The sequence below is a fragment of the Yersinia sp. SCPM-O-B-9106 (C-191) genome (assembly GCF_026183365.1).
Classification (GTDB): Bacteria; Pseudomonadota; Gammaproteobacteria; order Enterobacterales; family Enterobacteriaceae; genus Yersinia; species Yersinia rochesterensis.
Genome location: NZ_CP110791.1, coordinates 3,144,672 through 3,167,024 on the forward strand (window position 1 = coordinate 3,144,672; position 22,353 = coordinate 3,167,024).

Genomic DNA, 22,353 nt, shown 5'->3' on the forward strand with positions numbered 1-22,353 from the left:
TTTTGTCAGACAGATGAACTAACTTAGCGGCACAGAAAATAGCTGGCAAGTAGCATTTCACTTCCCAGCATCAGTTTTATCAATACTTTTTGCGATCCGTCACTATTTTGACGCTACCGGCTGTGCCCCGAAGGCTGGATTTTGCAAAGCAATGGCTAAAACATCATCAATTCGTTTAACCGGATGAATTTCCAGATCGGCGATAACATTGTCCGGAATCTCTTCCAAATCACGTTTGTTATCATCTGGAATCAGCACCACTTTGATCCCACCACGGTGAGCCGCCAGCAGTTTCTCTTTCAAACCACCGATTGGCAATACCAAGCCACGCAAAGTGATTTCGCCAGTCATGGCAACATCGGCACGCACCGGGTTACCCGTCAGACAAGAAACCAGCGCGGTACACATCGCAATACCTGCGCTTGGGCCATCTTTCGGCGTCGCGCCTTCAGGCACATGCACATGGATATCGCGTTTTTCGTAGAAATCAGGGTTAATGCCTAATTTATCCGCACGCGCACGCACCACGGTCAATGCAGCCTGAATGGACTCTTGCATAACTTCGCCCAGTGAACCGGTATAAGTCAGTTTACCTTTACCCGGCACACACGCGGTCTCGATGGTCAGCAAATCACCGCCCACTTCTGTCCATGCTAAGCCCGTCACTTGCCCTACACGGTTTTCAGTATCAGCACGGCCATAATCGACTTTCTGTACACCCAAGAAGTCTTTCAGGTTGTCGCCAGTGATTTCAATGTGCTTAACCGTTTTATCCATCAGCAGGTTTTTGACTGCTTTACGACACAGTTTGGAGATTTCGCGCTCCAGACTACGCACCCCAGCTTCACGGGTGTAATAACGGATAATACTCATGATCGCGCTATCATCAATGGTCAACTCACCTTTCTTGATGGCATTACGCTCAAATTGTTTTGGCAGCAAATGCTGTTTAGCAATATTGAGTTTCTCATCCTCGGTATAGCCAGACAGACGAATAACTTCCATACGATCCAACAACGGGGCTGGAATATTCATGGAGTTAGAGGTCGCCACAAACATCACATCCGAGAGATCGTAATCCACTTCCAGGTAGTGATCGTTAAATGCCACGTTTTGTTCTGGATCTAACACTTCCAGCAATGCAGACGCTGGATCGCCGCGCATGTCAGACGCCATTTTATCAATCTCATCCAACAGGAAAAGCGGGTTTTTCACCCCGACTTTTGCCATTTTCTGGATCAATTTACCTGGCATGGAACCGATGTAGGTACGGCGATGACCGCGAATCTCCGCTTCATCACGCACGCCACCCAATGCCATACGCACATACTGACGGCCTGTCGCCCGAGCAATAGATTGCCCCAAAGAGGTTTTACCCACCCCAGGAGGCCCCACCAGACACAGGATTGGCCCTTTGATTTTGCTGACCCGGCTCTGTACTGCGAGGTATTCTAAAATACGATCTTTAACGCGTTCCAAGCCGTAATGGTCGGTATCCAGAACTTCCTGCGCTTTTACCAAGTCTTTTTTAACTTTGCTACGGCTGTTCCACGGCACCTGCAACATCCAATCAATGTAACCACGAACTACAGTGGCTTCAGCCGACATCGGCGACATCATTTTCAGTTTTTGCAGTTCAGCTTCAGTTTTTTCACGCGCATCTTTCGGCATTTTAGCCGCTTCAATTTTGCGTTTTAGCGCTTCATGCTCATCAGGTGCATCGTCCATCTCGCCCAGTTCTTTCTGAATGGCTTTCATTTGCTCATTCAAATAGTACTCGCGCTGGCTCTTTTCCATCTGCTTTTTGACACGATTACGAATCCGTTTTTCGACCTGCAACAGATCGATTTCAGACTCCATCATCGCCATCAGATATTCCAGACGTTCGGTCACATCGAACATTTCCAGAACAGCTTGTTTATCATTTAACTTCAACGGCATATGAGCCGCGATAGTATCAGCCAGGCGTGCTGCATCATCAATACTGTGCAACGAAGCCAGGACTTCTGGCGGGATCTTTTTATTCAGCTTGATGTAGCCTTCAAACTGATTAATCGCCGTGCGAACCAACACTTCCTGTTCACGATCGTCCATCACCGGCGATTCAAGATATTCCGCCTGCGCAGCAAAATGCTCGCCGCTGTCGGAAAGCGTGGTGATACGCGCACGCTGTAGCCCTTCAACCAGCACTTTTACCGTGCCATCAGGCAATTTCAGCATTTGCAAAATAGAGGCTACGGTGCCGACTGAAAACAGATCATTGATACCAGGCTCATCCGTCGAGGCTTCTTTCTGCGCAACCAGCATGATCTTTTTATCATGGTCCATTGCAGCTTCCAGGCACCGAATTGACTTTTCCCGGCCAACAAACAGTGGGATCACCATATGCGGATAAACCACCACATCGCGCAGAGGCAATACGGGGATTTCTATGCGTTCGGAACGCTCAGGGTTCATAGAGCTCTCTCTTAGTTTAGCTTCCGCCAGATTACTGGGAATCTCGTGAAACACGAGTCATCACGAGTTTCACTAAATAGGTAATTGAGTATATGGGGACGAATGTCTTACATTCAACGATTACAATGCGAGGAAAAAGAAATGGGGGATAAAATCCCCCATTGTCATACTAACCATCTGGATTATTTGGCTAATTATTCGCCAGAAGCTTGAGCTTCAGGCTGGCCATAAATCAGCATCGGTGCAGATTGGCCAGCAATAACTGACTCATCTACCACTACTTTTTCCACGCTGTCCATAGACGGCAAATCGTACATGGTATCGAGCAAAGCACCCTCTACGATAGAGCGCAAACCACGAGCACCGGTTTTACGTGCCATCGCTTTCTTAGCAATCGCCGTCAGCGCTTCATCACGGAATTCAAGTTCAACGCCTTCAAGATTGAACAATGCCTGATATTGTTTAGTCAGCGCATTTTTCGGCTCTTTCAGAATCTGAATCAGGGCGTCTTCGCTCAATTCACTCAAGGTTGCAACCACTGGCAAACGGCCAATAAATTCAGGAATTAAACCGAATTTAATCAGATCTTCCGGCTCAGCTTGGCTCAATAATTCGCCTTCTGTTGCCTTTTCTGATTTGCCTTTTACCGTAGCGCCGAAACCAATACCCGTTCCGGTGTTAATGCGCTGCCCGATAACTTTGTCCAGACCCGCAAAAGCACCACCACAGATAAACAGAATTTTAGAGGTATCAACCTGTAAAAACTCCTGCTGTGGATGCTTACGACCACCTTGTGGTGGTACGGCAGCAATAGTCCCTTCGATCAATTTCAGCAAGGCCTGCTGCACACCTTCGCCCGAAACATCGCGGGTGATTGATGGGTTATCAGACTTACGTGAAATTTTATCAATTTCATCGATATAGACGATACCGCGTTGCGCTTTCTGAACGTCGTAATCACATTTCTGCAATAGCTTCTGAATGATATTTTCAACATCTTCGCCCACATAACCGGCTTCGGTCAGTGTGGTCGCATCTGCCATGGTAAATGGCACATCCAGGAAGCGAGCTAATGTTTCCGCCAGCAGCGTTTTACCACTGCCTGTCGGGCCGATCAGCAGAATATTACTTTTACCCAACTCGATACCATTGCTGGTGTCGCCATTGCGTAAACGTTTGTAATGGTTATATACCGCAACGGCCAACACTTTTTTCGCCGGCTCTTGCCCGATGACATAATCATCCAGGTGGCGACGAATCTCGTGCGGCGTTGGCAGCGAACTACGCTCCCGGTGCGGCGCAACTTCTTTGATCTCTTCGCGAATAATGTCGTTACACAAATCGACACATTCATCGCAGATATACACTGACGGCCCGGCAATTAGCTTACGCACTTCATGCTGGCTTTTGCCGCAGAAAGAGCAATACAGCAGCTTTCCAGAACCGTCTTTGCGCTTATCTGTCATCAGTAAACCTCTTCTTCAGTATCTGTCACACCTGAAACCATGCGACAGGGAGACTATTCTCGCTATTTCTGTACGCCACGTTAGCTTGCAACGGACAGCCGATATAATGAGTAGGGCACAAACAATACGCAATTGGCTTTATGCAGCACTACGATTTGTTCTATTTACATTCACTATCTATTTACACTAACTATAGTATATCGGCTCACAGAAATAAGTCGTTAGTCACGACGGGTGAACACAGAATCAACTAAACCGTATTCTACAGCCTGTTCAGCAGACAGGAAACGGTCACGCTCAGTGTCTCTCTCTATTTCTTCAAGAGATTTTCCCGTGTGAAGTGCCATCAGCTCATTCATACGCGATTTCACTTTTAAAATCTCTCTGGCATGAATTTCAATATCTGTAGCTTGGCCTTGGAAACCACCCAACGGTTGGTGAATCATAACCCGTGAATTCGGCAAGCAGAAACGTTTACCCTTAGCGCCCGCAGTCAACAGGAATGCTCCCATTGAACACGCCTGGCCCATACAGATAGTGCTAACATCTGGCTTAATGAATTGCATGGTGTCATAAATTGACATCCCAGCAGTAATCACCCCGCCTGGCGAGTTGATATACAGGAAGATGTCTTTTTCTGGATTCTCTGCTTCCAGAAACAGCATTTGTGCTGTGATCAAGTTGGCCATATGGTCTTCAACTTGGCCAGTCAGAAAGATAATGCGCTCTTTAAGCAGACGGGAGAAGATATCGTAAGAACGCTCTCCACGTGAAGTCTGCTCAACCACCATAGGCACCAGAGCCATGTTAGGTGCAAATTGATCTCGTTCGCCACTGTATGACATTACCGTCTCCTAATAGAATTTACTTTGGCGCCATTCATAACCGATTCTACTTGAGATAAGCAATGATGACTATGTTCATGCGTGCAAACAGCCCGGTTATACCCGTCATACTTCAAGCTGCATGTGCGTTGGCTACACTCAATAACCCGAATCACTTACAACAGTAAGCTCATCGGGGTTATCTCCCTTGCCGCTTTCCTGCAACTCGAATTATTTAGGGTAGATACAGACTCATTCGACGGTGGTAATCAACCAGTGTTTCAGATGAACGTCTGTTAGATTAATTGGGGGATTAATATTCATTTTCAAGCCCCAATGAAACTTTTTTTTAGTCTAACAACCCTCTTTTTAACCTGAAACTCACTCACAATCTCTGCCGTAGTCCCGACGCCCTAGTGATTATTTACCTGTTAACACTTTTCAAATATAGCGCAAATTACAGCTAAAGATGTCAGATTAATCATACTATTGAAGGATTATTGTTACTAAAAGAAAAAGCCCGCGGCCAGAAGGCTACGGGCTTTTTCAATACACCAGATAAATTATATCCAGTTTGATGCGCTAAAAAACATTACGCAGTAGTGGTCTGATTCATCAGCTCACTAAAGGTCGTTGGTTTTTCAGTAACTTTGGCTTTAGCTAGCAGAGTTTCTACTGCTTGTTCTTCCAGAGCGACATTACGCATATTGTTCATCAGCTCTTTGTTCTTGCTGTAGAACTCAACAACTTCTTGCGGATCTTCGTAAGCAGATGCCATTTCTTCGATCAGCGCTTTAACACGATCTTCATCAGCTTTCAGTTCGTGCTGGCTGATAACTTCGCCCAGCAACAGACCAACAACAACGCGACGTTTAGCTTGTTCTTCGAACAATTCGCGTGGCAATTCAGCAGCTTGTTTCTCGTTGCCACCGAAACGCTGTGCAGCCTGACGGCGCAGAACGTCGATTTCACTTTCTACCAGTGCAGCTGGAACGTCGATTTCGTTAGCGCTAACCAGACCGTCGATTGCCTGAGTTTTAACACGGTTGCGTACCGCGCCTTTCAGCTCGCGTTCCATGTTTTTACGCACTTCAGCACGCAGGCCTGCTACTGAACCATCAGCAACGCCGAAACGTTTGATGAATTCTTCAGTCAGTTCTGGCAACTCACGCACTTCAACTTTCTTCAACACGATGTCGAATTTAGCTGATTTACCTTTCAGGTTTTCTGCGTGGTAATCTTCTGGGAAGTTTACGTCGATGGTGAATTCTTCACCGGCTTTATGGCCGATTACACCTTCTTCGAAACCAGGGATCATACGACCCTGACCCATTGCCAGCACGAAATCAGTCGCTTTACCGCCTTCGAACACTTCACCGTCAATAGAGCCGGTGAAATCCAACGTTGCGCGATCTTCAGCTGTTGCTGCGGCGTCAGTTTCTTTCCAGGTTGCTTGTTGCTTACGCAGAGTTTCCAGCATGGTATCAACGTCAGCGTCATTGACTTCAACAACTGGCTTTTCTACTTCAATGCTTTCCAGATCTTTCAGCTCAACTTCCGGATACACTTCGAACTCAACGGAATAAGTAAAATCTTCACCCTCTTTGTACTGGCCTGGCACATAGTTAGGTGCGCCAGCTGGGTTGATTTTTTCTTTAATGATCGCATCAACGAAATTACGTTGCATCAGATCACCCAGAACGTCCTGGCGAACAGATGCGCCGTAGCGCTGCTCAACGATGTTCATCGGCACGTGGCCTTTACGGAAACCGTCGATACGAACATTTTTAGCGGCTTTCACTAATTCGCTTTTTACTGCTTTCTCAATGCTGTCAGCAGCAACAGTAATTGTTACACGGCGGCCAAGGCCTTGGGTGGTTTCAACAGAAACTTGCATCTTGTTACCTCAAAAAAATCACAGTGCTCGGTCAACTCCAGAAGCTGCCATCGAAGCAGCATCACACCCTTTGTCAGGAATGATGCGAACTCTGAAAACACCCTCTAAGAACCGGGACGGCCGCATTATACAGAACCGAGTATCCCAGATGTCAGAAGCGTCCCGAAACCATTCCGGAAAAATAAGACGCGACATTATAGCGGCGCACAGGTTATGAGTCGAGGAAAGCAAGCGAATGTTGTCGCGGTAAAATTCACGCGAGAATCGTTCCCTCGGCTAAAACTCCTGTGGCGCACCAATAAAATGCAAATGTCGCCTATACAGAAACACAAGCGGCCCTAAGGCCGCCTGCAAAATTCTCATCTACTAATACCCTAAATCAGGCTGGAATGACTACTGTTATCAAGCCTGATTTAATTAATCTGGCCGTTTAAGCCAATTTTCCTGTTAAGCCAACGTTCCTGCTCCGCGGCAAGAGGGTGAAGCCGGTACGGTATCTTGTAATCCAGCCCACTCTTTCAGGGTATAAGTGTGCAAAGCCAGCGCATGAACCGTGCTCGCCAACTCTTCAGCCAACGCACTATAAATCGCGCGGTGGCGAGTAAGAAAGCGTTGATCTTGAAATTTATCGCTGACGATCACAATTTTAAAATGACTTTCCGAACCAGCAGGAACATTGTGGCGGTAACTTTCATTAATTACCTCCAGATGATCCGGTTCGAATGCCGCTTTTAGTTTTTCTTCAATTTGTTCTCGAATCAAAATCATCATGCTCTCCTTACTGCTGAGGCAGAAAACTGCCTACTTTCTATTGCAATTAGGTTCTATTGCAATACAGGTTCTATTGCAATATTAGTGTATTTTCGCTGTTTTATAACATTTCAGATACAAAATATCCCGAATATCTCACCGCTATCGGCTCAAGCTAAGGGGCCAATCTCCTCATTAACCAAAATGCTATTTGTAAGCGCTTTGACGTAAACGAAAGGTCTCTTGGGGGAAAAACGTATTTTTTGGTGAAATTCTCTACATCAGGATCTTCCACCAGCCACTCGCAGTGCTATGATGTCGCCACTGCAAACTCGCAAAATAACATGGCTGCTATCCCGCTCTGATTATTAAAGAATTCCATAACTATTGAGAAAGTGAACATGCTAAAGAAAATTCTTTTCCCGCTGTTAGCTGTTTTTATTCTGGCGGGCTGTGCTGCCAGTAACAACACATTGAATGTCACTCCGAAAGTGGTCTTGCCACCTCAAGATCCAACCCTGATGGGGGTGACTATCAGCATTAATGGGGCTGATCAGCGCCAAGATGCTGCGTTGGCTAAGGTGAATCGTGATGGTCAGTTGGTGGTATTAACGCCATCGCGTGATCTGCGTTTCCTGTTACAAGAAGTGCTCGAAAAGCAAATGACGGCTCGCGGCTATATGATTGGTACTAATGCGCCAGTTGACTTACAAATTGTTGTCAATCAACTGTTTGCTGACGTACAGGAAGGTAATCTTCGCTATAACATTACCACCAAAGCCGACATTTCGATTACTGCAACCGCGAAAAACGGCAATAAGCAGGTTAAAAACTACCGCGCCAGCTATAACGTCCAGGGCGCCTTTACTGCGACCAACGAAAAGATCACTGATGCCGTTAATACCGTGTTGAGTGATGTGATTGCAGATATGGCGCAGGACACCAGTGTCAGCAGCTTTATCAAACAAAATGCCCGCTAATCTGCCGTTTGCTTAATATCATTATTACTGCTTAACAGAATGCTCTGCCCCGCTCATGGGGTTGAGCATGTAGGTCTCACATGCCCAATCGCTATTCGAACCTTTTTACCCAACGTAATTCTCTTGTTCTTTTGTTGTTGGGATTTGCCTCAGGCCTGCCTTTAGCCCTGACCGGCGGGACATTGCAAGCTTGGATGACGGTCGAAAACGTCGACCTGAAAACCATTGGTATTTTTTCCTTAGTCGGCCAAGCTTACGTTTTTAAGTTCCTTTGGTCCCCATTAATGGACCGCTATACCCCTTCATTTTTGGGGCGTCGCCGAGGTTGGTTGATAATCAGCCAATTGCTATTAATCATCGCCATTATCGCCATGGGCTTTATGGAGCCGGCTAAACATTTATGGTGGCTGGCCGCTATTGCTGTGCTGGTTGCATTCTGTTCTGCATCGCAAGATATTGTTTTTGATGCCTACAAAACCGACTTACTCACGGCAGAAGAGCGCGGCACCGGTGCCGCAGTTTCCGTGCTGGGTTATCGCCTCGCCATGTTGGTATCTGGCGGGCTGGCGCTATGGATAGCGGATCGCTATCTCGGTTGGCAATCCACTTACTGGCTGATGGCAGGGTTGATGCTCATTGGGGTATTTACCACCTTATTAGCCCCTGAACCCGACATTCGAATTGCTCCGCCGAAAACACTGGAACAGGCAATCGTCGAACCATTGCGCGATTTCTTTGGTCGCAACAATGCATGGCTAATTCTGCTGCTAATCGTGCTGTACAAAATGGGCGATGCCTTTGCCGCCAGCTTGAGCACCACTTTCTTGATTCGTGGAGTGGGATTTGATGCAGGTGAAGTCGGACTGGTCAATAAAACCCTAGGATTAATCGCCACAATTATTGGTGCACTGTATGGCGGCCTGCTGATGCAGCGCCTGAGTTTATTCAGGGCATTGATGATATTCGGCATTTTACAAGCCGTATCCAACATTGGCTATTGGCTATTATCCATTACAGACAAAAATATACTCTCCATGGGTAGCGCCATTTTCCTGGAAAATCTGTGTGGTGGTATGGGGACGGCGGCGTTTGTTGCTCTGCTGATGACGCTGTGTAATAAATCTTTCTCCGCGACACAATTTGCTTTGTTATCAGCATTATCCGCAGTGGGCCGTGTATATGTTGGCCCAATCGCCGGATGGTTTGTTGAAACACATGGCTGGCCTCTCTTCTATTTATTCTCCATTGCTGCGGCCATTCCTGGCCTGATATTGCTTTATATCTGCCGCAAGACGTTGGAGCATACGCAGAAAACAGATGAATTTATGCCGCGAACGGCGTTTAAAACGGCTTATCGCTGGGCATTACGCTTTTTGACAATTGGTTGCGTATTACTCGCTGCATGGTTGATTTTACTGATAAGTAATGCGCTAGATTGGACCGCAGCTACCCAAGTGGCTGACATGTTGCTGTTACGGGGTATTCAGCTCAGCGTGCTCGGCATGGTTCTCGGTGGGGTATTAGATTATCTTGCACTCAGGCGCGAAAAGTTAGCTTAATAAACCGCATTAAATGACAAAGGCCGGTATTTATACCGGCTTTTTTTATGGTTACAAAATAAGCTATCCGAATACTCCCCTGCTGATTTGTTGAGCTTAATCACAAATCAAAGCAACAATTGCAAAATATTATTCACAAAAAGAGATCTGCGTCACTTTCAACTATTTATCCTTTCGTGCTCTGAGTCTATGATGAGCGCACTTTTTGTTAGGGATTATGTCCTTTTATTTCTCCTGACATCTTTCAACCACACAGAGGCATTTATGCGTAAAATTCTTATCGGTGCTGCGGCGCTGGCTGCGATCACCTTGGCTCCGGCTGTGCAAGCTGAATACCAATGGGGATTTGCTAATATCAGCATGAACTACTTAGACTGGACGCGCAGTACGACGCATAAATCAGGTAATTCTTCGCATAAAGATGACTTCGCATATATTGAGTTGGAAGGTGGGGCAGGTTATAGCTGGGGCGAAGTTTACGGCTTCTTTGACTTAGAAAACCCATTCAATTCAAAAACGGCACAACCTGGTGATAACCAACGTTATACTTTCAAAACAACCGGGCGTTACTACTTAGGCGATACCGGTTTCAACCTGTATGGCCACCTTTACGGAACTTACTCACTGCCAAGTGCAGAAGGTAATAATTACAGTAACTTCCATGAAGTGAATACCTTGTACGGCATCGGCTATAACGCAACGGTTGCTGGCGTGTGGATGAAACCCTTCGTTGCACTGCATTATGTTGATCAAACCTATTACTCAGGCAATAACGGTTATGTCGTCGGTTGGGTTGCAGGTTATGACTTTACTGCATTCGATGAGAACTTCAGCATCACCAACTGGAATGAATTGGAGTTCAACCGCGCTGAGCGCTACGCCGCAGGTAACGGTGGCCGTGACGGGGTGAACGGAGCCATTGCGCTTTGGTGGACACCAATTAAGCAATTCACTACTGGTATTCAGTACCGTTATGCTTATAACAAATTAGGCGAAGATTTTTTACAAGATGGTATCGTTTATTCCATTAAATATAACTTCTAACTAAATGATTCCGGAGCAGCTATTTATAGCGCTCCGGAATATATTTAAATTTACCATTGCATCACATATTATTTACATAAAATAAGCTTACGAAATAATTAAAAATCAGTATTTACCACGAATAAAACGCCAATTACCGTTGTTTTTCCTTAACATCCTCAGTTTCACTCCCAAGCACTTTCGCCAACATATTGTTACCATTAGTAAATTATCACGCTGCACAACATCTGTGACCCCCTTAACATAAAGTGTCAACAAGCCGCTGACACAATCTGATGTATGTTTACAGTCCTGCAACCTTCCCGTAAAATGCCCGCACACATGAAACGACAATAGAGCCCTTTTGTAATTGAGGTCGTTAGATGAGACTTAAGAAATACATTAAAAATATGGGTATGTTGTCTTTATTAGCAGCCACGGTAATGCTCAGTGGTTGCGATATGGTATTGATGAACCCCAAAGGCGCAATCGGAGTCGAGCAAAAAACACTGATACTCACTGCTATCGGTTTAATGTTGATCGTCGTAGTTCCGGTTATTTTTATGGCGTTTGCTTTTGCATGGAAGTACCGCGCGTCCAACAAAAGTGCGACCTACACCCCAAACTGGTCCCATTCCAACAAAATTGAGCTTGTTGTTTGGGCTGTTCCAATCATTATCATTGCTATTTTAGCCACGATAACTTGGAAAACCTCCCACGAACTTGACCCGTTCAAACCGCTCGAAGTGGCTGGTAAAGAACCGATCACTATTGAAGTGGTTTCCCTTGACTGGAAATGGCTGTTTATCTATCCAGAACAAGGTATTGCTACAGTAAATGAACTGGCTTTCCCTACTGACGTTCCGGTGAATTTTAAAATCACCTCCAACTCAGTAATGAACTCGTTCTTTATCCCTCAGTTAGGCGGGCAGATTTATGCGATGGCTGGGATGCAAACCAAATTGCATCTGATTGCTAACGAAGCCGGTAAATACAATGGTATTTCCAGCAGCTTCAGTGGCAAAGGCTTCTCTGGTATGAAATTCACTGCGATCGCAACACCTACGCAGGAAGACTTTAACCAGTGGGTCGCACAGGTGAAAAAATCGCCGAACACCCTGAATACCACTGACGATTTCAATAAACTGGCTGAACCGAGCGAAAATAACCCGGTTGAGTATTTCTCCAGTGTTAAACCGGAGCTGTTTAAGGGAATTATTGGCAAATTTATGGGCGATATGAACATGCACAAGAAAGGCGATGATACCCATAAAGGTATGGATATGAGCCAGGGCATGGATATGGGCGAACACGCCGCTCACGCCGGAGCCGAGGAATAAAACGATGTTGGGAAAATTAACACTTGATGCGGTTCCGCTACACGAACCAATCATTATGGTTACTGTTGCTGCAATTGTTCTGGGTGGGCTGGCTCTTGTCGCTGCCCTGACCTATTTCGGCAAATGGAAATGGTTATGGAGCGAATGGCTGACTTCGGTTGACCATAAAAAGATCGGTATCATGTACATTCTGGTCGCCATGGTCATGCTTTTGCGTGGTTTTGCCGACGCCATCATGATGCGTAGCCAGCAAGCACTTGCTTCCGCTGGCGAGGCCGGCTTCCTGCCGCCTCATCACTATGACCAGATTTTCACCGCTCACGGCGTTATCATGATTTTCTTCATGGCGATGCCTTTTGTGGTGGGTTTGATGAACGTGGTCGTACCGCTACAAATCGGTGCTCGTGACGTTGCCTTCCCGTTCCTGAACTCCCTGAGTTTCTGGTTCTTTGTCGTCGGGGTGGTGTTAATCAACATCTCTCTGGGGGTCGGTGAATTCGCGCAAACCGGTTGGTTGGCCTACCCGCCACTGTCAGGGAAAGAGTACAATCCTGGTGTTGGGGTCGATTACTGGATCTGGAGTCTACAGATTTCTGGTTTAGGGACCTTGCTGACCGGTGTTAACTTCTTCGCCACTATTTTGAAAATGCGTGCGCCTGGCATGTCGATGATGAAGATGCCTGTCTTCACATGGGCGGCACTTTGCACCAACATTTTAATTATCGTTTCTTTCCCGATCCTGACTGTGACCGTCGCGTTGCTGACTCTGGACCGCTACCTTGGCACCCATTTCTTTACCAATGATATGGGTGGCAACATGATGATGTACATCAACCTGATTTGGGCCTGGGGCCATCCGGAAGTGTACATTCTGGTTCTGCCGGTATTTGGGGTATTCTCCGAAGTTACCGCGACTTTCTCCAGAAAGCGTCTGTTTGGTTACACCTCTTTAGTGTGGGCAACCATCGCGATTACCGTACTGTCGTTTATTGTTTGGCTGCACCACTTCTTCACCATGGGGTCAGGTGCCAACGTTAACGCCTTCTTCGGTATAGCGACCATGATTATTTCCATCCCAACTGGGGTGAAAATCTTCAACTGGCTGTTCACCATGTACCAAGGCCGTATTCAGCTTAACTCCGCGATGTTGTGGACTATTGGCTTCATCGTCACCTTCTCTATTGGTGGGATGACCGGCGTTCTGTTAGCTGTACCGGGCGCAAACTTTGTACTGCATAACAGCTTGTTCCTGATTGCCCACTTCCATAACGTGATTATCGGTGGTGTGGTGTTCGGTTGCTTCGCTGGCCTGACTTATTGGTGGCCTAAATCCTTCGGCTTCACGCTGAATGAAAAATGGGGTATCCGTGCATTCTGGTTCTGGATTATCGGCTTCTTCGTTGCCTTTATGCCACTGTATGTACTGGGCTTTATGGGCATGACCCGTCGTCTGAGCCAGGACATCAACCCAGAATTCCACGCGATGTTAATGGTGGCAGCAGGCGGTGCAGTGCTGATTGCTTGCGGTATCTTGTGCCAGGTTATCCAGGTGTTCGTCAGTATCCGTGACCGCGAACAGAATCGTGACCTGACCGGTGACCCATGGGGTGGCCGTACGCTGGAGTGGTCTACCTCTTCCCCACCGCCGTTCTATAACTTCGCTGTTGTTCCTGAAGTGACAGACCGTGACGAATTCTGGGATATGAAAGAGAAAGGCGAAGCATACAAACGCCCAGCGAAATATGAAGAAATCCACATGCCGAAGAACACCGGTGCAGGTGTGATTATTGCTGGCTTCAGCTTGATCTTCGGCTTTGCCATGATCTGGTACATCTGGTGGCTGGCCATCGTTGGCTTCGTCGGCATGATTGTGACCTGGATTGTGAAAAGCTTCGACGAGGATGTTGATTACTATGTGCCAGTTGCAGAAGTGGAGCGCATTGAAGATCTTCATCATGAACAAATCAGCAAAGCAGGCGTGAATCATGTCAACTGAAACTCTGACTAACCATAACGTCGCCCATGCAGAGCATGGGCATCACGATGCAGGAGCGACGAAAGTATTCGGCTTCTGGATCTACTTGATGAGCGACTGTATTTTGTTTGCGACCTTGTTTGCAACTTATGCAGTGCTGGTAAACGGGACCGCTGGCGGTCCTTCAGGCCGGGATATCTTCGACTTGAACTTTGTTCTGGTCGAAACTTTCCTGTTGCTGTTTAGTAGTATTACTTACGGCATCGCGATGCTGGGCATGAACAAAGGCCACAAAAACCAGGTTAATACCTGGTTAGGTCTAACTTTCCTGTTCGGCCTGGGCTTTGTGGCAATGGAAATCTATGAATTCCATCACCTGATTGCTGAAGGTTACGGCCCGGATCGCAGCGCGTTCCTGTCTAGCTTCTTCGCACTGGTTGCTACCCACGGTATTCACGTTACCGCTGGCCTGGTTTGGATCATCATTATGATGATTCAAGTAGCAAAACGCGGCCTGAATGAAACGAACCGTACCCGCCTGATGTGCCTGAGCTTGTTCTGGCACTTCCTGGATGTGGTCTGGATCTGCGTATTCACCGTTGTCTATCTGTTAGGAGCTATGTGATGAGCCATCCAACATCTAGTCATTCAACAACGACTCACGGTGGAGCCAGCCACGGTAGCTTGAAGTCATATATTATTGGCTTCATTCTGTCGGTCATTCTGACTGTTATTCCATTCGCTATGGTGATGAGCGGTACCGCCTCCCATACGACTATTCTGGCCACAGTGGTCGGTTTAGCCGTGGTGCAGATTATCGTGCACCTGGTGTACTTCCTACATATGAATGGATCGTCCGAGGAACGTTGGAATCTGGTGGCTTTCCTGTTCACCGCTATGATTATCGCAATCGTTGTTGTGGGCTCACTCTGGATTATGTACAACCTCAACATCAATATGATGGTTGACTGAAGAGCTGCATGTGATGATTAAGCAATACCTGCAAGTAACTAAACCAGGAATTATTTTCGGCAATTTAATTTCTGTCGTTGGGGGATTTCTCCTCGCTTCCAAAGGCGTGATTGATTACCCCCTTTTTCTCGCCACCCTGTTCGGTGTCTCGTTAGTTGTTGCCTCCGGGTGCGTTTTTAACAACTATATCGACCGTGATATCGACCGCATCATGGAGAGAACGAAGAATCGTGTCCTGGTAAAAGGGCTTATCGATCCGAAAGTGAGCCTGATTTATGCAACAGTGCTGGGTATTGCTGGCATGCTGCTGCTCTATGTTGCCGCTAATCCATTAGCCATGTGGCTGGCTGTGATTGGTTTCGTGATTTATGTCGGGGTTTATAGCCTCTATATGAAACGCAAATCCGTCTACGGCACATTGATTGGCAGCTTGTCAGGTGCCGCCCCACCGGTGATTGGTTACTGTGCCGTTACTGGGCAGTTTGATATGGGTGCCTTGATTCTGCTGCTTATTTTCAGCTTGTGGCAAATGCCGCATTCCTACGCCATCGCGATTTTCCGCTTTAAGGATTATCAAGCTGCCAACATTCCGGTTCTGCCGGTGATAAAAGGAATATCGGTCACCAAAAACCATATTACCCTTTATATTTTGGCATTTATGGTCGCCACCTTGATGCTGACCTTAAGTGGTTATGCCGGTTACAAATACTTGGTTGTAGCTGCTGCGGTGAGTGTCTGGTGGTTGGGGATGGCATTACGCGGTTACAAGGCAACCAATGACATCGTATGGGCGAGAAAACTCTTTGTATTCTCTATCATTGCCATTACGTCATTGAGCATCATGATGTCTGTTGATTTCAATGTCCCTACATCGGCTGGGTTACTGACTTACGTCGGATAACTTCAACCCTGTTGATCTGAAAGTGGCTGTTTCTATACCCAAAATAATTCGAGTTGCAGGAAGGCGGCAAGCGATAGAATCCCGATGAGTTGACGCCAGTCAATGATTCGGGTTATTGAGAGCAGCCAACGCACATGCAGCTTGAAGTATGACGGGTATAACAGCCACTTTTTATTTCTGCTTTGCCCTCCCCTACTGTTAACTAAAAACTCGCCTGTAATACATTCTAAACATCAATAGATTTACTGGCTGTGCCCAACATCATTACAATGGGAGAGAATGTTTTTTTGAGGTGGTAATGAACGACAATAAAATGACCCCACTGGAGCTTCGGGCGACCTGGGGGCTGGGTACAGTATTCTCTTTGCGCATGCTCGGCATGTTTATGGTTTTGCCGGTTCTCACCACCTACGGCATGGCGCTTTCCGGTGCCAGTGAAGCACTGATTGGTATCGCTATTGGTATCTATGGACTGTCTCAGGCCATTTTCCAGATCCCATTCGGGCTAGTTTCTGATCGCATCGGCCGTAAGCCGTTAATCGTCGGCGGCCTGTTGATTTTTGCTCTGGGTAGTGTCATTGCGGCCATGAGTGATTCAATCTGGGGCATCATTCTGGGCCGTGCGCTGCAAGGCTCCGGAGCGATCGCCGCCGCCGTCATGGCGCTGTTATCAGATTTGACTCGTGAACAAAACCGCACTAAAGCGATGGCATTTATTGGTGTCAGCTTTGGCGTCACTTTTGCAATCGCCATGGTGCTCGGGCCAATTGTCACCCATGCTTTTGGCTTGCAAGCCCTGTTTTGGAGCATCGCCCTACTCGCGCTATTGGGCATTGTTATAACCTTAGCCGTGGTGCCGGATGCCGATAGCCATGTGCTGAATCGCGAATCCAGTATCGTCAAGGGCAGTGTGAGCAAAGTGCTCAACAATAGCCGGCTACTCAAACTCAATTTTGGCATTATGTGTTTGCACATATTATTGATGTCGAGCTTCGTGGCCTTGCCACAGATGATGGCCAGTGCGGGCTTAGCGCCTGCTCAACACTGGATTGTCTATCTGGTGACCATGTTGGTCTCCTTCGCCGCAGTCGTACCGTTTATTATTTATGCTGAAGTCAAACGCCGCATGAAACAGGTCTTTATGGGCTGTGTCGCGGTGCTGTTTGCTGCTGAAGTGGTGCTGTGGTCTGCCGGGCAACAGCTGTGGATTATCATTGCCGGTGTGCAACTATTCTTTATTGCTTTCAACGTGATGGAAGCCATATTGCCGTCATTGATCAGCAAAGAATCACCAGCGGGCTATAAAGGCACCGCAATGGGGATTTACTCCACCAGCCAATTTATTGGTGTGGCTATCGGCGGGAGTTTAGGTGGCTGGATATTTGGTATGGAAGGGGCAAGTATGGTGTTTGCGGGTGGCGCAGTTATTGCGCTGGTGTGGTTTGGCGTGAGTGCCACCATGCAAGAACCACCTTATGTCAGTAGCCTGCGTATTACCTTGTCAGAATTGGCGGTAAAAGATTCAGCCTTAGAAGAGCGAATCAGAGCACAACCCGGTGTCACGGAAGCCGTGGTGGTGAAAGCCGAGCGCAGCGCTTATGTCAAAGTGGATACCAAAAAAACTAATCGCAATCAGCTAGAAGAGTTAGTTAACGCGATATAACCCCAATTTTACACCCTAAATAATTCGAGTTGCGGGCAGGCGGCATTTGAACGCTGCTTGCAGCGGCCTCACAGAGGCGAGGCCCATAGACGAGCCGAGTAACGAACATAGCCAACGCATATGCCGCTTGAAGTATGACGGGTACAGGTACAAAGGAGATGAATGCCTTTGTACCTGTTTTAGTTATCAATCAGTCGCGGAAGTTATTGAACTGGAATGGTTGGCCCAAATCAGCACCACGAATCAATGCCATCACACCCTGCAAATCATCACGAGCTTTACCGGTAACCCGAACTTGTTCACCTTGAATCTGTGCCTGAACTTTCAGTTTGCTGTCTTTAATCAGCTTAACCAGCTTCTTAGCCTGAGCACTTTCAATCCCTTGCTTCAATTTGGCATCCACACTGTAGGTTTTGCCACTGCGGTCCATTTCTTCCGGGATTTCCAATGCCGCCCCTTCAATGCCGCGTTTGGTCAATTGAGCACGCAAAATATCCAGCAGCTGCTCAACCTGGAAATCAGATTCACTGGCCACTTTGATACTTTCGTTCTTTTCATTTAACTCAAAACTCGCAGGAACATTACGGAAATCCCAACGGTTTGCCAGATCACGGGTGGCGTTTTCCACTGCGTTGCGCACTTCTTGCATATCAATTTCAGATACGATGTCGAAAGATGGCATATTCCCTCCTCCTGATAAAATGAATGGCTAGCATAATAACCGCTTTATCCCAACAGACAAAGCCAAGTGCTGCCAATGGCTCAATTCCTCTACGGTTCTGGGTGAAGCCGGTTTGTAGCTAACTCTTCGTTTTGTGACCCAAAAGTCTATAATCAGAGCATAATACTGAGAAAACACTGTATATCCCCAAGTGACTTCGAGATGCAGGTAGGCGGCAACCGAGTAAATCTCCAAGAGCTTAGATAACTAAGTGACTGGGGTGAGCAAGGGCAGCCAACACCCCTGCATATTGAAGGGCGACGGGTATATTTCCGCCCATACCAAGGAGGTCTCAATGAAAATTACTGTGCTTGGTTGCGGAGCTCTCGGGCAGTTATGGTTATCAGCGCTATACCAGCAAGGCCACGATGTGCAAGGCTGGCTTCGTGTGCCACAGCCCTACTGTTCAGTTAATGTCATATTGTTAGGTGGCGAAGCATTCAATCAGAATCTCCCCACTAATGATCCCGAGCATCTGTCAAAAAGTGAATTATTATTGGTTTGCTTAAAGGCATGGCAAGTATCCAGTGCCATCACCGCCCTACTGCCCAAACTTAACCCCGAATGTAAGATTTTACTGTTACACAATGGGATGGGCATACAGGAAGAATTACCACGGGATGACCATCTCTTTCTCCATGGTGTGACCACCCATGCTGCGCGCAGGGATGGCAACACTATCGTCCATGTCGCCAGCGGTATTACCCATATTGGCCCGATGTCCTCTGTTACAACCGATATCAGCCAATTGGCCGATGTTTTGCACCAAGCCCTGCCGGACGTAGCCTGGCATGACGACATTTCTGCGGCATGCTGGCAAAAACTGGCGGTAAACTGTGTGATTAATCCGCTTACCGGCCTATATAACTGCCGCAATGGGGATCTGCAACGCTATCCAGAACTGATTGAGAAATTATGTGCTGAGGTCGCCAGTGTGATGGAGATGGAGGGCTACCATACCTCAACCAGCAGCCTGTTAAGCTATGTCAATGATGTTATCCAGAGCACCGCCGATAACATTTCGTCACTATTACAGGATTTACGCTGCCAACGACACACCGAGATAGACTACATCACCGGCTACTTACTGCAGCGCGCACGCAGTCACGGCATGACCTTGCCGGAGAATGCCCGGTTGTATGACTTAATTAAACGTAAGGAAAATGAGTATGAGCGTATCGGCGCTGGTTTGTCTGGCACCTGGTAGTGAAGAAACCGAGGCCGTCACCACCATTGATATTTTGGTGCGTGCGGGGATTAACGTCACGACCGCCAGTGTCGCCAGTGACGGCGCACTAGAAATTGTGTGTTCACGCGGCGTCCGACTACTGGCCGATGCTCGCCTGGTGGATGTGGCGGATCAAAAGTTTGATGTGGTAGTGCTTCCCGGCGGGATTAAGGGCGCAGAATGCTTTCGCGACAGCCCATTGTTAGTCGCCACTGTAGAACAAACACATAAAGAGGGCCGTTTGGTCGCCGCCATTTGCGCCGCACCCGCCTTAGTCCTTGAACATCACCAGTTATTCCCAGTTGGCAATATGACTGGTTTTCCAGCATTAAAAGACAAAATTGACCCAACAAAATGGATGGATCAACGTGTTGTTTATGACCGGCGAGTCAATCTGGTCACCAGCCAGGGGCCAGGAACATCCATCGATTTCGCGCTAAAGATTGTTTTTTTACTGCTCGGACGAGAAAAGGCCGAAGAGATCGCCTGGCAGTTGGTACTACCGCCAGGGATTTATAACTACCGAGAATAATAATACAGTGAACTAATGTGACGGCGAGCACTGCGCAAGCTCAGAATGGCAAAGCGCAGTAGCCGTTAACTTATTACCTTTAAGGGCGGTAAACTTTCACATTGGTATAGCCCTGCTCGCGCAGATATAAAGCCTGCAAACGGCTCATTACACCGCGATCGCAATACAACAAATAGTTTTTGCTCTGATCCAAATCGGCAAATTGCGAACTCAATTTATAGAATGGCAGCGCTCGGACTTCAATTCCGTCTAACTTCAGTGGCTTTTCATCCTGCTCATCGGGCGCACGGATATCCAGCAACACATCGGTATCCGCCAGCTCGGCGACAGTTTCAACTTCAACCACCTGCTCACGGCTTTGTTCAGCAATTTCACGGATATCAACGTTTTTGGCTTCATTTACAACTCGGTCCAAAATGGAGAAATCGAAGTGAGATTCTTCTTCTTCAATTTTGGCTTTAACCGCTTTCACCGTCGGGCTTTTTGAAATCACACCGCAATATTCTGGCATGGTCTTAGCAAAATCTTCGGTGCCGATTTCACGCGCCAGATTGATGATGTGCTCTTTGTCATGCGAGATCAGTGGGCGCAAGATCAGCGTGTCAGAGGCATTATCAATCAAACGCAAGTTGGTCAGTGTCTGACTGGACACCTGCCCTAGCGCCTCACCAGTGACTAGCGCTTGCACGCCATAACGTTCTGCAACTTGAGACGCCGCACGCACCATCATGCGCTTCAACACCACGCCCATCTGGCCATCTTCGACTTTTTCGAGAATTTCGCCCACCACTGGCTCAAAATCAATGGCAACAAAACGCACCCGATGGGAGCTACCAAAACGATTCCACAGATAATGAGCGACTTGCTTCACCCCAATCTCATGAGCGGAGCCACCAAGATTGAAGAAACAATAATGCACGCGACAGCCACGGCGCATCAGCATATAGCTGGAGACACCCGAGTCAAAACCGCCGGAAATCAGAGATAAAACATCTTCCTGCGTCCCAATCGGGAAGCCGCCCAATCCTTCATGACGCGCCTTGATCAGTGTCAGCTTGCCTTGATCAACTTCTAAATGGACTGTGACCTGAGGATGAGTCAGTTTAACTTTCGCACTTTCAATATGTTGATTCAAACCGCCGCCAACATATCGCTCAATATCACCCGATGAAAACTCATGTTTGCCACGGCGTTTCACCCGAACACAGAATGTTTTTCCGATCAGAGTTTCACGATAGGCTTCCAGCGTTTGCTCGAAAATATTGTGCATATCAGTGTAGCTGCGATCTTCCACTTCGAGGATATGGTGGATCCCTGGGACACGGGTCAGAGCATCACAAATCTGTGGGCCAAGATTGTCATCTTTAGTCCGGATTTCAATATGATCCCAATGGCGAACCACCGCGAGGGTATCATCCTCAAGGTTTTTCAATACATTGCGGATATTGGTTGTGAGGATCTTAATGAAGCGCAATCGCACAGATTGACTCTTGATGGTGATTTCTGGGAACAATTTAATGATAAACTTCATGGCGGTCTTTAGTTGTCTGGTTATGGAGTGATGGCGTCGCTATTGAGAGCAACAGTCAAAAGTGTTAGCGAAAACATGCAAGCCGAGGAGTATATCACTATATGATGTGCTGCTGCGTACTAAAAACCGGACTTAAACGTCACGATTTCCCCTTCATTATCCGCTAGAATAGCCGGTAATACATTTTTGACCTGAAGAGTTGCTCTCTGTAAGCAGGAAGACGTTACGCGCCATCTAAGGTTACGTTTCATAAAAATACCGAGTCGAATAAAACTATGCCGAAAAAAGCCGCATCACCTGAAACCAAAGCTGCCAGTTTTGAGACATCACTCAGCGAACTGGAACAGATTGTTACTCGCCTGGAGTCCGGCGAGCTTCCGCTGGAAGAGGCATTAAATGAGTTTGAGCGCGGGGTGCAATTAGCACGTCTTGGGCAGCAAACCTTGCTGCAAGCTGAACAACGCGTTCAAGTTCTGTTGAGCGACGATGTTGATGCGCCATTAACCCCTTTCACTCCAGATACTGAGTAGCCTT

19 protein-coding genes are annotated in these 22,353 nt (G+C 47.3%); 12 read left to right on the plus strand and 7 right to left on the minus strand.

Annotation, left to right across the window (positions count from 1 at the left end):
• Positions 1–102: 102 nt before the first annotated feature.
• From lon to bolA, 5 genes are all read right to left on the minus strand, one after another.
• On the minus strand, positions 103–2,457 hold the full coding sequence (lon, locus tag OP863_RS14375; protein WP_004707582.1) for an endopeptidase La: 2,355 nt from the start codon (positions 2,455–2,457) through the stop codon (positions 103–105).
• A 194-nt stretch (positions 2,458–2,651) separates the two neighbouring features.
• Positions 2,652–3,923, minus strand: a complete 1,272-nt coding sequence (clpX, locus tag OP863_RS14380; RefSeq protein ID WP_004714578.1) for an ATP-dependent protease ATP-binding subunit ClpX — start codon at positions 3,921–3,923, stop codon at positions 2,652–2,654.
• Positions 3,924–4,144: 221 nt separating this feature from the next.
• Positions 4,145–4,768, minus strand: coding sequence for an ATP-dependent Clp endopeptidase proteolytic subunit ClpP (gene clpP, locus OP863_RS14385; protein WP_004392666.1), 624 nt, complete (start codon positions 4,766–4,768; stop codon positions 4,145–4,147).
• Between the two features lie 571 nt (positions 4,769–5,339).
• The gene (gene tig / locus OP863_RS14390) at positions 5,340–6,644 is read right to left on the minus strand and encodes a trigger factor (protein WP_004393494.1); all 1,305 of its coding nucleotides are present in this window, start codon (positions 6,642–6,644) and stop codon (positions 5,340–5,342) included.
• A 447-nt stretch (positions 6,645–7,091) separates the two neighbouring features.
• On the minus strand, positions 7,092–7,412 hold the full coding sequence (gene bolA / locus OP863_RS14395; RefSeq protein WP_072082505.1) for a transcriptional regulator BolA: 321 nt from the start codon (positions 7,410–7,412) through the stop codon (positions 7,092–7,094).
• Between the two features lie 383 nt (positions 7,413–7,795).
• Between bolA and OP863_RS14400 the strand changes: the two genes are divergently transcribed.
• From OP863_RS14400 to OP863_RS14440, 9 genes are all read left to right on the plus strand, one after another.
• Positions 7,796–8,374, plus strand: coding sequence for a lipoprotein (locus OP863_RS14400; protein WP_038631507.1), 579 nt, complete (start codon positions 7,796–7,798; stop codon positions 8,372–8,374).
• A gap of 80 nt (positions 8,375–8,454) precedes the next feature.
• Positions 8,455–9,933, plus strand: coding sequence for a muropeptide MFS transporter AmpG (ampG, locus tag OP863_RS14405; protein ID WP_038631505.1), 1,479 nt, complete (start codon positions 8,455–8,457; stop codon positions 9,931–9,933).
• Positions 9,934–10,197: 264 nt separating this feature from the next.
• Entirely contained in the window at positions 10,198–10,977 is a 780-nt protein-coding gene (locus OP863_RS14410) for an outer membrane protein OmpK (protein WP_038631503.1), read from the plus strand.
• Between the two features lie 362 nt (positions 10,978–11,339).
• Positions 11,340–12,296 (plus strand): cytochrome o ubiquinol oxidase subunit II, encoded by a 957-nt coding sequence (gene cyoA, locus OP863_RS14415; RefSeq protein ID WP_050291377.1) that lies wholly within the window; start codon positions 11,340–11,342, stop codon positions 12,294–12,296.
• A gap of 4 nt (positions 12,297–12,300) precedes the next feature.
• Entirely contained in the window at positions 12,301–14,292 is a 1,992-nt protein-coding gene (gene cyoB, locus OP863_RS14420; RefSeq protein WP_050291378.1) for a cytochrome o ubiquinol oxidase subunit I, read from the plus strand.
• Positions 14,282–14,896 carry a cytochrome o ubiquinol oxidase subunit III gene (locus tag OP863_RS14425; RefSeq protein ID WP_005163525.1) on the plus strand — a complete coding sequence of 205 codons (615 nt, stop codon included), beginning with the start codon at positions 14,282–14,284 and terminating at the stop codon, positions 14,894–14,896. The genes cyoB and OP863_RS14425 overlap by 11 nt, the downstream gene beginning before the upstream one ends.
• Complete coding sequence (locus tag OP863_RS14430) at positions 14,896–15,243, plus strand: cytochrome o ubiquinol oxidase subunit IV (RefSeq protein ID WP_005163527.1); 348 nt, start codon at positions 14,896–14,898, stop codon at positions 15,241–15,243. Before OP863_RS14425 ends, OP863_RS14430 begins: the two co-directional genes overlap by 1 nt.
• Positions 15,244–15,256: 13 nt before the next feature.
• Positions 15,257–16,144 carry a heme o synthase gene (gene cyoE, locus OP863_RS14435; RefSeq protein WP_265525446.1) on the plus strand — a complete coding sequence of 296 codons (888 nt, stop codon included), beginning with the start codon at positions 15,257–15,259 and terminating at the stop codon, positions 16,142–16,144.
• 298 nt (positions 16,145–16,442) lie between these two features.
• Positions 16,443–17,807, plus strand: coding sequence for an MFS transporter (locus tag OP863_RS14440; protein WP_186368263.1), 1,365 nt, complete (start codon positions 16,443–16,445; stop codon positions 17,805–17,807).
• Positions 17,808–17,997: 190 nt separating this feature from the next.
• Here OP863_RS14440 and OP863_RS14445 read toward each other — a convergent pair whose 3' ends face one another.
• A complete protein-coding gene (locus OP863_RS14445; RefSeq protein ID WP_004393506.1) occupies positions 17,998–18,489 on the minus strand; it encodes a YajQ family cyclic di-GMP-binding protein in 492 nt (163 codons plus the stop codon).
• A 334-nt stretch (positions 18,490–18,823) separates the two neighbouring features.
• Between OP863_RS14445 and panE the strand changes: the two genes are divergently transcribed.
• Positions 18,824–19,735, plus strand: a complete 912-nt coding sequence (gene panE, locus OP863_RS14450; RefSeq protein WP_265525447.1) for a 2-dehydropantoate 2-reductase — start codon at positions 18,824–18,826, stop codon at positions 19,733–19,735.
• Positions 19,698–20,288 carry a protein deglycase YajL gene (gene yajL, locus OP863_RS14455; RefSeq protein WP_145589740.1) on the plus strand — a complete coding sequence of 197 codons (591 nt, stop codon included), beginning with the start codon at positions 19,698–19,700 and terminating at the stop codon, positions 20,286–20,288. The genes panE and yajL overlap by 38 nt, the downstream gene beginning before the upstream one ends.
• Before the next feature lie 79 nt (positions 20,289–20,367).
• On the opposite strand, the gene thiI is transcribed toward yajL, so the two are convergent.
• Positions 20,368–21,819, minus strand: coding sequence for a tRNA uracil 4-sulfurtransferase ThiI (gene thiI / locus OP863_RS14460; RefSeq protein WP_038631490.1), 1,452 nt, complete (start codon positions 21,817–21,819; stop codon positions 20,368–20,370).
• 275 nt (positions 21,820–22,094) lie between these two features.
• Here thiI and xseB point away from each other — a divergent pair, with 275 nt between their 5' ends.
• Entirely contained in the window at positions 22,095–22,349 is a 255-nt protein-coding gene (gene xseB, locus OP863_RS14465; RefSeq protein ID WP_038631488.1) for an exodeoxyribonuclease VII small subunit, read from the plus strand.
• The last annotated feature ends 4 nt before the right edge of the window (positions 22,350–22,353 follow it).

Coding starts and splice junctions, on each gene's coding strand:
- lon (WP_004707582.1), bottom strand. CDS start 2,457: ATGAACCCTGAGCGTTCCGAACGCATAGAAATCCCCGTATTGCCTCTG.
- clpX (WP_004714578.1), bottom strand. CDS start 3,923: ATGACAGATAAGCGCAAAGACGGTTCTGGAAAGCTGCTGTATTGCTCT.
- clpP (WP_004392666.1), bottom strand. CDS start 4,768: ATGTCATACAGTGGCGAACGAGATCAATTTGCACCTAACATGGCTCTG.
- tig (WP_004393494.1), bottom strand. CDS start 6,644: ATGCAAGTTTCTGTTGAAACCACCCAAGGCCTTGGCCGCCGTGTAACA.
- bolA (WP_072082505.1), bottom strand. CDS start 7,412: ATGATTTTGATTCGAGAACAAATTGAAGAAAAACTAAAAGCGGCATTC.
- OP863_RS14400 (WP_038631507.1), top strand. CDS start 7,796: ATGCTAAAGAAAATTCTTTTCCCGCTGTTAGCTGTTTTTATTCTGGCG.
- ampG (WP_038631505.1), top strand. CDS start 8,455: ATGCCCAATCGCTATTCGAACCTTTTTACCCAACGTAATTCTCTTGTT.
- OP863_RS14410 (WP_038631503.1), top strand. CDS start 10,198: ATGCGTAAAATTCTTATCGGTGCTGCGGCGCTGGCTGCGATCACCTTG.
- cyoA (WP_050291377.1), top strand. CDS start 11,340: ATGAGACTTAAGAAATACATTAAAAATATGGGTATGTTGTCTTTATTA.
- cyoB (WP_050291378.1), top strand. CDS start 12,301: ATGTTGGGAAAATTAACACTTGATGCGGTTCCGCTACACGAACCAATC.
- OP863_RS14425 (WP_005163525.1), top strand. CDS start 14,282: ATGTCAACTGAAACTCTGACTAACCATAACGTCGCCCATGCAGAGCAT.
- OP863_RS14430 (WP_005163527.1), top strand. CDS start 14,896: ATGAGCCATCCAACATCTAGTCATTCAACAACGACTCACGGTGGAGCC.
- cyoE (WP_265525446.1), top strand. CDS start 15,257: ATGATTAAGCAATACCTGCAAGTAACTAAACCAGGAATTATTTTCGGC.
- OP863_RS14440 (WP_186368263.1), top strand. CDS start 16,443: ATGAACGACAATAAAATGACCCCACTGGAGCTTCGGGCGACCTGGGGG.
- OP863_RS14445 (WP_004393506.1), bottom strand. CDS start 18,489: ATGCCATCTTTCGACATCGTATCTGAAATTGATATGCAAGAAGTGCGC.
- panE (WP_265525447.1), top strand. CDS start 18,824: ATGAAAATTACTGTGCTTGGTTGCGGAGCTCTCGGGCAGTTATGGTTA.
- yajL (WP_145589740.1), top strand. CDS start 19,698: ATGAGCGTATCGGCGCTGGTTTGTCTGGCACCTGGTAGTGAAGAAACC.
- thiI (WP_038631490.1), bottom strand. CDS start 21,819: ATGAAGTTTATCATTAAATTGTTCCCAGAAATCACCATCAAGAGTCAA.
- xseB (WP_038631488.1), top strand. CDS start 22,095: ATGCCGAAAAAAGCCGCATCACCTGAAACCAAAGCTGCCAGTTTTGAG.